Source organism: Streptomyces cahuitamycinicus, from assembly GCF_002891435.1.
GTDB classification, from domain to species: Bacteria; Actinomycetota; Actinomycetes; order Streptomycetales; family Streptomycetaceae; genus Streptomyces; species Streptomyces cahuitamycinicus.
The window spans coordinates 1-1,877 of the sequence record NZ_POUC01000776.1 but is presented as its reverse complement, the minus strand read 5'-3'; the positions used below and the strand labels follow the sequence as shown (position 1 = coordinate 1,877).

At 71.5% G+C, this 1,877-nt stretch carries 2 protein-coding genes and 1 pseudogene; 1 reads left to right on the top strand and 2 read right to left on the bottom strand.

From position 1 onward, the window contains the following. Positions 1 to 1,001 (bottom strand): glutathionylspermidine synthase family protein (locus tag C1J00_RS42710; RefSeq protein WP_102914156.1); only part of this gene is annotated, 1,001 nt, incomplete at its 3' end. A gap of 17 nt (positions 1,002 to 1,018) precedes the next feature. Then, entirely contained in the window at positions 1,019 to 1,366 is a 348-nt protein-coding gene (locus C1J00_RS42705) for a hypothetical protein (RefSeq protein WP_102914155.1), read from the bottom strand. 124 nt (positions 1,367 to 1,490) lie between these two features. Between C1J00_RS42705 and C1J00_RS42700 the strand changes: the two are divergent. After that, positions 1,491 to 1,877, top strand: a pseudogene (locus C1J00_RS42700) (hypothetical protein); the annotation flags it as partial.

Sequence of the window (1,877 nt, the reverse complement as noted above, 5' to 3'; positions counted from 1 at the left end):
GGAGGGGATCCGGGCTCGTGGATCGTGACGCCCGCGCCCTCGCGGCCCAGGAGGGGCTTGGCGACCCAGCCCTCGGACGGCAGGTCGCGGGGGCCGTCCAGGTAGGCCGGGAGGAGGTTCGGGTGGCCGGGATACAGCTCCCAGAGGATCGCGAGGAGTGCCTTGTTGCTGAGGAGCATCTTCCAGGCCGGCTCGATCCACAGGGTGGAGCCGGTGCCGCCGCCGTTGTCGAGGGTGTCCAGGACGTGGTCGGCGAAGCGGTCGGTGGTCAGCCATTCCCAGGGGTAGAGCTTGAAGACGCTGCGGATGAAGCGGAGGCGGTTGTCGACGAAGCGGCGGGAGAGGCGGTCCCAGCCGATCTCCTCCATGGCGATCCAGTCGGTGGCGAGGCCGGCCTGCTCGGCGGTCTCCTTCAGATAGGCGACCGTCATCATGTCCTCGCCGAGTTCGTCGGCGGACGAGTACGCGAAGTAGAGGGGGCTGCCCGGCGGGAGGAGGGCGGCCTGCTTCTTCCAGGCGTCGATGAGGCGCTCGTGCAGGGAGTTCCACTGGTCGGCGCCGGGGAAACGGTTTTCCATCCAGAACCACTGGGGGGACGCGGCCTCGACCAGTGAGGTGGGGGTGTCGGCGTTGTACTCCAGGAGCCTGGCCGGGCCGGTGCCGTCGTAGCGGAGGTCGAAGCGGCCGTAGACGGAGGGGAGTTCGGCTCGGCGGTGCCAGGCCTCGGCGACCGCCCGGGCGACGCGGGGGTCGGTGATGCCCAGGTCGGCGAAGCGGTCCTCGGCGACGATGTGGCCGGCGGCGGCCAGGCACATGCGGTGGAGGTCCTCGACCACCTCTTCGAGGGCCTCGATCTCCTCCAGGGAGAAGACGTAGTACGCGCTCTCGTCCCAGTAGGGGCGCAGGGAGTCGTCGGGGTAGCGGGTCAGGGGGTAGATCAGGCCCTGTTCCTCGACGGTCTGCTGCCAGTCGGGGCGGGGCTCCATGGTCCGGCGTTCCATCTGCTGTCTCCGCCCGGTCAGCCGCCGCCGCTGCCGGAGCAGCCGAAGCCGCCCCGGTCGACGGCCTCGCTGCGGCTGAAGGTGCCGTGGTCGGCGTAGCCGCCGCTGACGTCGGCGTCGTAGTACCAGTCGGCGTCGGCGGCCCTGGACGTGCCGGTCTTCTTGCGGGCCTTGCCGGCGGAGGACGTGCCGGACGAGCAGTTCTCGTCGGCGACGATCTTGTAGCCGTTGATGTAGTCGTGGCTGTCCCGGTCCACACAGCGGCGGTCGGGGTCGGAGCCGCAGGCGGACAGGGCCGCCGCGAGGACGCCCATGCCGCCCAGCACCACCGTGCTCGAACGCAACCGCCGCCGTGTTTCAGCCATGTGCGTGTCTCCCCGCATCTCCCCGTGTGCACTGACAGACGGTCAGCCTAGAGATCGGTGTGAACGGCCGCGCATGGCCCCCCGCCCCCGAGGGCTGCCCTACTGTCGATTTGTGATCTTTGGAATGGTGTGCGCCCTCGGTGCGGCGGTGTGCTTCGGTACGGCGACCGTATTGCAGGCGATCGCCGCGCGGTCGGCGGCGGCGACCGGGCCGGGCGGGGACGTGGCCCTGCTGTGGCGGGCGCTGCGGCAGTGGCGGTATCTGGCCGGGCTCGCGCTGGACGGGCTCGGGTTCGTGCTGCAGATCCTCGCGCTGCGGTCGGTGCCGATCTACGCCGTGGGGGCGGCCCTGGCGGCGAGCCTCGCGGTGACGGCCGTGGTCGCGGCACGGCTGCTCAAGGTGCGGCTGAGCCGCGTCGAGTGGGCGGCGGTGGCGGTGGTGTGCGCCGGGCTCGCACTGCTGGGGCTGGCCTCCGGGGCGGAGGGTGACGAGGAGGGGCCGGGCTGGCTG

Bases quoted from the DNA above. Each gene is read 5' to 3' on its own strand.
- C1J00_RS42705 (WP_102914155.1), bottom strand. From the start codon at position 1,366: ATGGCTGAAACACGGCGGCGGTTGCGTTCGAGCACGGTGGTGCTGGGC.